The organism is Streptomyces sp. NPDC002690 (assembly GCF_053592415.1).
On record NZ_JBSFVR010000437.1, the window covers coordinates 1 to 5,511 of the forward strand.

The window sequence follows — 5,511 nt, forward strand, 5'->3', positions numbered from 1 at the left end:
CTCGGCCGGAACCACTTCTCCGGCAAGCACAACATCAAGAAGTGCCGGGTGGTCGACGCAGCCTTTGCGCGAGCTGCGCCGGTACGTCCGCGCCAGGATCGCCGGCACGGTCGGGGAGTTCAGCCGCCACGGCGGGCCCGACCGCGTGGTCGCCACCTCGAAGACCTTCAAGCAGCTCGCCCGGATAGCCGGGGCGGCCCGCTCCACGGAGGGGCTGTACACCCGGCGGACCCTCTCCGCCGCGGCCCTGGAGGAGTGGGTCCCCAAGCTGGCGATGATGACCGCCGAGGAACGCGGCCGGCTCCCCGGCGTCTCGCCCGACCGGGCGGGCCAGCTGCTCGCCGGGGCGCTCGTCGCCGAGGGCGCGATGGACCTCTTCGGGATCACCGAGCTGGAGATCTGCCCCTGGGCGCTCCGCGAGGGCGTCATCCTGCGCCGCCTCGACCACCTCCCGGCGGAGCGGCTCGCGCTGAGCTGACGGACCGGCCGCGGCGGGGCCGGCGGCGACCGGCCGTCGGCGGTGACCGGCCGTCGGCAGCGACCGACCGCCGGCAACGACCGACCGGCGGCAACGACCGGCCGTCGGCAGCCCCGGCCGGTCAGGTCCGTTCATGGTCCTTCTCACTTTCCCTTCCGCCCTCTCGGCGGCGCGCCGCCGGGCCCGTACGCTGTCCAGGTGGCAGATCCAGCGGTGCGCATCCCCGATGCGAAGGTCGCCCTGTCGACGGCCTCGGTCTATCCGGAGTCGACGGCGACGGCTTTCGAGATCGCCGCGCGCCTGGGGTACGACGGTGTCGAGGTCATGGTGTGGACCGATCCGGTCAGCCAGGACATCGAGGCGCTGCGGCGCCTTTCCGACTACCACCAGGTCCCGATCCTCGCCGTGCACGCGCCATGTCTGCTGATCACCCAGCGGGTCTGGTCCACGGACCCCTGGGTCAAGCTCCAGCGGGCCAGGTCCGCGGCCGAACGGCTCGGTGCCTCCGCCGTCGTGGTCCACCCGCCGTTCCGGTGGCAGCGCCACTACGCCCGCGACTTCGTCGACGGGATCTGGCGCATGGCGAACGAGACCGATGTCCGGTTCGCCGTGGAGAACATGTACCCGTGGCGCTACCGGGACCGCGAGATGCTCGCGTACGCCCCGGACTGGGACGTCACCCACGACGACTACCGGCACTTCACGGTCGACCTCTCGCACACCTCCACGGCCCGTACCGACGGGCTCGCCATGGTGGACCGGATGGGCGACCGCCTCGCCCACGTGCACCTCGCCGACGGCAAGGGCTCCGGCAAGGACGAGCACCTGGTGCCCGGCCGGGGCGACCAGCCCTGCGCGGAACTGCTGGAGCGCCTCGCGCGGAGCGGGTTCGACGGGCACGTGGTCCTGGAGGTCAACACCCGCCGGGCCATGTCGTCCGCCGAACGCGAGGCCGACCTCGCCGAGGCGCTCGCCTTCACCCGTCTCCACCTGGCCTCGGCCAAGCGGACGCCCCGGCCGTGACCTCCCGTTCCACCCAGGAAGACGCCCCGGCCCCGCGCCGCAGGGGCCGTCCCTCGCGCGCCGCCGCGCAAGAGGGCCCCGACTCCAGGGCCCGCATCCTCCAGGCGGCGCGTACCGAGTTCGCCGAGCGCGGCTACGACAAGGCGTCGATGCGCTCGATCGCCCGCGCGGCCGGCGTCGACGCGGCACTGGTCCACCACTACTTCGGGACGAAGGACGAGGTGTTCGGGGCGGCCGTGGAGCTCTCCTTCGAACCCGCCCTCGTCGTCCCGCGGATCCTGAGCGGCCCGGTGGAGGGGGTGGGGGAGCGGATGGCGCGCTACTTCATCTCCGTGTGGGAGAACCCCGTCAGCCGGGCGCCGCTGCTGGCGATCGTCCGGTCCGCGCTCACCCACGAGGCGGCGGCCGACGTGCTGCGCACCTTCGTGCTGGGACGGCTGCTGGAGCGGGTCGCCGCGGAGCTGGACGTACCCGACCCGACCTTCCGTGCCGAGGTGGCCGCCTCGCACATGGTGGGCATCGCGATGCTGCGGTACGTCGTACGGACCGAGCCGCTCGCCTCGGTGGACCCGGAGCGGATCGTCGCCCTGGTGGCGCCCAGCATCCAGCGTTATCTGACCGAGGACGGCCCGTACGCCCACCCGGAACCGGCGGGCGCCCAGGACCCCGGTACGCCGCCCGGAGGGCCCGCCGCGACGACCGCTCCGTGAGCACGGCGTCCCGCTATCCGGACAGGCTGTCCAGATCCTGGAGTGGGAGCGTACGCTCGGAGAAGTCTTTTCCATCGAAGTAGACAGTCTTTTCTTATCTGTCGAAGGCTTATCTGTCGAAGGAGCGAGCGACGATGCCGCAGCTGAGGTCCCGCACTGTCACCCACGGTCGCAACATGGCGGGCGCGCGCGCCCTCATGCGGGCGTCGGGCGTAGCGAGCGAGGACATCGGCAAGCCGATCATCGCCGTCGCGAACTCCTTCACCGAGTTCGTCCCGGGCCACACCCACCTCTCCCCGGTCGGCCGGATCGTCTCCGAGGCGATCCACGCCGCGGGCGCGGTGCCGCGCGAGTTCAACACGATCGCCGTGGACGACGGCATCGCGATGGGCCACGGCGGGATGCTCTACAGCCTGCCCTCGCGCGACCTGATCGCCGACTCGGTCGAGTACATGGTCGAGGCGCACTGCGCGGACGCGCTGATCTGCATCTCCAACTGCGACAAGATCACTCCCGGCATGCTGATGGCCGCCCTGCGCCTCAACATCCCGACGATCTTCGTCTCCGGCGGTCCGATGGAGTCCGGGAAGGCGACCCTGGTCGACGGCACCGTCCGCACCCTCGACCTCGTCGACGCCATGTCCGACGCGGTCAACGACAAGATCTCCGACGCGGACATGCTCCGTATCGAGGAGAACGCCTGTCCCACCTGCGGCTCCTGCTCCGGGATGTTCACGGCCAACTCCATGAACTGCCTCGCCGAGGCCATCGGTCTCGCGCTGCCGGGCAACGGCTCGACGCTCGCCACCCACACCGCCCGCCGCGCCCTCTACGAGAACGCGGGCCGCACGATCGTCGAGATCACCAAGCGCCACTACGAGCAGGACGACGCGACCGTCCTGCCCCGCGCCATCGCGAGCCGCGCCGCGTTCGAGAACGCCATGGCCCTCGACATCGCCATGGGCGGCTCCACCAACACGATCCTGCACCTCCTCGCCGCGGCCCAGGAGGCCGAGCTCGACTTCGGGCTGCCGGAGATGGACGAGATCTCGCGCCGCGTCCCCTGCCTCGCCAAGGTCGCGCCGAACGTCGCCAAGAACCGCACGTACTACATGGAGGACGTCCACCGCGCCGGTGGCATCCCCGCCATCCTGGGCGAGCTGCACCGCGGCGGACTCCTCAACGAGGACGTCCACTCCGTGCACTCCGCCTCCCTCGCCGACTGGCTGAAGAACTGGGACGTGCGCGGCGGTTCGCCCGCCCCCGAGGCCGTCGAGCTGTGGCATGCGGCCCCCGGCTGCGTCCGCTCCGCCACCGCCTTCTCGCAGTCCGAGCGCTGGGACACCCTCGACACGGACGCCGCCGAGGGCTGCATCCGCGACGTCGAGCACGCCTACTCCAAGGACGGCGGCCTCGCCGTCCTCAAGGGCAACCTCGCCGTCGACGGCTGTGTCGTGAAGACGGCCGGCGTCGACGAGTCGATCTGGACCTTCGAGGGCCCGGCCGTCGTCTGCGAGTCGCAGGAGGCGGCCGTCGAGAAGATCCTCCTGAAGCAGGTCAAGGAGGGCGACGTGGTCGTCATCCGCTACGAGGGCCCCAAGGGCGGCCCCGGCATGCAGGAGATGCTCTACCCGACGTCGTACCTCAAGGGCCGCGGCCTCGGCAAGGCGTGCGCGCTGATCACCGACGGCCGCTTCTCCGGCGGTACGTCGGGCCTGTCGATCGGCCACGCCTCCCCCGAGGCGGCCTCCGGCGGCACGATCGCGCTGGTCGAGGACGGCGACCGCATCCGCATCGACATCCCGAACCGCTCCATCGAGCTGCTCGTCCCGGACGCCGAACTGGCGGCCCGTCGCGAGGCGCTGAACGGCGTGTACGCGCCGAAGAACCGCGAGCGCAAGGTCTCGGCGGCGCTGCGTGCGTACGCGGCGATGGCGACCAGCGCCGACCGCGGCGCGGTGCGCGACGTCTCCAAGCTCGGCTGACCGCTCCACCCCAGGCAGTACGTGACCGCCCGGCCACCCCACGAGGGGGGCCGGGCGGTCCGGCGTTCCGGGGGTCGTGACCGACTCACCAGGCGGCCGGATCGCTCCCGTCCACCGCGAAGACCGAACCGTCCGGCGCCGTGCCGACGACGCCGCGGCCGACCGGCACGGGCGCGTGCGGGAAGGAGGCCAGGCCGAGCTTCCCGTTCCGGAGCCGGGGAGCGGTCTGCCCGAGCAGGTTCCCCTTCCGGGTGTCCACCGCGAGCAGCCGCCCGTCCGCCGCCGTGAAGTACAGGCGGTCCCCCTCGCCCAGCACCGGGGCCGACATCAGCGCCACCCCGGTCTCCAGCCGCCACCGTTCGGCGCTGCCGCTGCCGGTCGAGGCACCGATGTCCAGGGCGACCAGGGCCCCGCCGGGCGCCAGCAGATAGGCGGTGCCGGCGTCGACGACGATGCCCGGATCGGCCATCCCGTACGGCACCGCGATCCGCGTCGCCGTCCGCCCCTCGGGGTCGTAACGCACCAGGGTGTCGACCCGCGAGCTCTCTCCCGTCACCTTCAGGACCAGCGACCCGTCGCTGACGCCGACCGGAGTCAGCGTCCCGTCCAGCGGTCGCTGCCACCGGATGCCGCCGTCCGCCGCGTCGATCGCCGTGACCAGGGTGGTGTTCCCGGCGCCGGTGTTCTCGTAGAGGTAGGAGAGCCCGGTCGCCGGATCGTGGAAGCCGATGGCCGGCAGCGCGTGCCCGGCGAACCGGTGGTTCCAGCGCACCCGGCCTGTCCGGGCGTCGATCCCCTTCACCTCGCCCCCGGCGCCGACGATCAGCGGGGTGTCCCCGGCGCTCCACGGCCCGCCGACGGCGGAGGGGGAGCCCGCCGACCAGAGCTGCTCGCCGTCCTCGGGGCCGTAGGCCCGCAGCGTCACGCCGGGCTCGTCCACCAGGACCGGCCCGCCGCCGGTGGCCAGTGACCGCGCCGAGGCCGAGGAGTCCCGGTGCGACCAGAGAACGTGACCGTCGGCGGGATCGAGGCGGGCGACGCCGTAGCCGGACTCGGCACAGTAGAGCGCGGCGTCGGCCGCCCCGCCGCCGGGCGCACCGGAGTTCGTCCCCGCACCGGACCCGTCAAAGGACGTCCCCGCACCGGACCCGTCGGCGGTGAAGCAGTACGGGACCGCGCCGGCGGCCCCCGTCATGACGGTCCGCCACGGGGTGAAGGCTTTCGCCGCGTCCGGCGCCGCGCCGTCCTTCCGCGCCGCCGCGGGCGTACCCGCGCCGACCTCGGCGTACACCGCGCCCCCGGTGGCGAGGGTCAG

At 72.8% G+C, this 5,511-nt stretch carries 5 protein-coding genes; 4 read left to right on the forward strand and 1 reads right to left on the reverse strand.

Annotation, left to right across the window (positions count from 1 at the left end; genetic code table 11):
• The 4 genes from ACWD3D_RS32655 to ilvD form a co-directional block, all read left to right on the forward strand.
• A partial coding sequence (locus ACWD3D_RS32655; RefSeq protein ID WP_451464351.1) for a Ppx/GppA phosphatase family protein occupies nt 1–478 on the forward strand: 478 nt, incomplete at its 5' end.
• Between the two features lie 198 nt (nt 479–676).
• Nucleotides 677–1,501 carry a sugar phosphate isomerase/epimerase family protein gene (locus tag ACWD3D_RS32660; protein ID WP_358765351.1) on the forward strand — a complete coding sequence of 275 codons (825 nt, stop codon included), beginning with the start codon at nt 677–679 and terminating at the stop codon, nt 1,499–1,501.
• A complete protein-coding gene (locus ACWD3D_RS32665; RefSeq protein ID WP_451464352.1) occupies nt 1,498–2,211 on the forward strand; it encodes a TetR/AcrR family transcriptional regulator in 714 nt (237 codons plus the stop codon). The genes ACWD3D_RS32660 and ACWD3D_RS32665 overlap by 4 nt, the downstream gene beginning before the upstream one ends.
• Before the next feature lie 134 nt (nt 2,212–2,345).
• Nucleotides 2,346–4,196, forward strand: a complete 1,851-nt coding sequence (gene ilvD, locus ACWD3D_RS32670; RefSeq protein ID WP_451464353.1) for a dihydroxy-acid dehydratase — start codon at nt 2,346–2,348, stop codon at nt 4,194–4,196.
• Between the two features lie 85 nt (nt 4,197–4,281).
• Here the strand turns inward: ilvD and ACWD3D_RS32675 are convergent.
• Nucleotides 4,282–5,511, reverse strand: a 1,230-nt coding sequence (locus ACWD3D_RS32675; RefSeq protein WP_451464354.1) for a PQQ-binding-like beta-propeller repeat protein, incomplete at its 5' end; no start/stop codon positions are given.

What these genes read in the sequence shown, in the direction of transcription:
- ilvD (WP_451464353.1), top strand. Translation starts at nt 2,346, where the DNA reads ATGCCGCAGCTGAGGTCCCGCACTGTCACCCACGGTCGCAACATGGCG.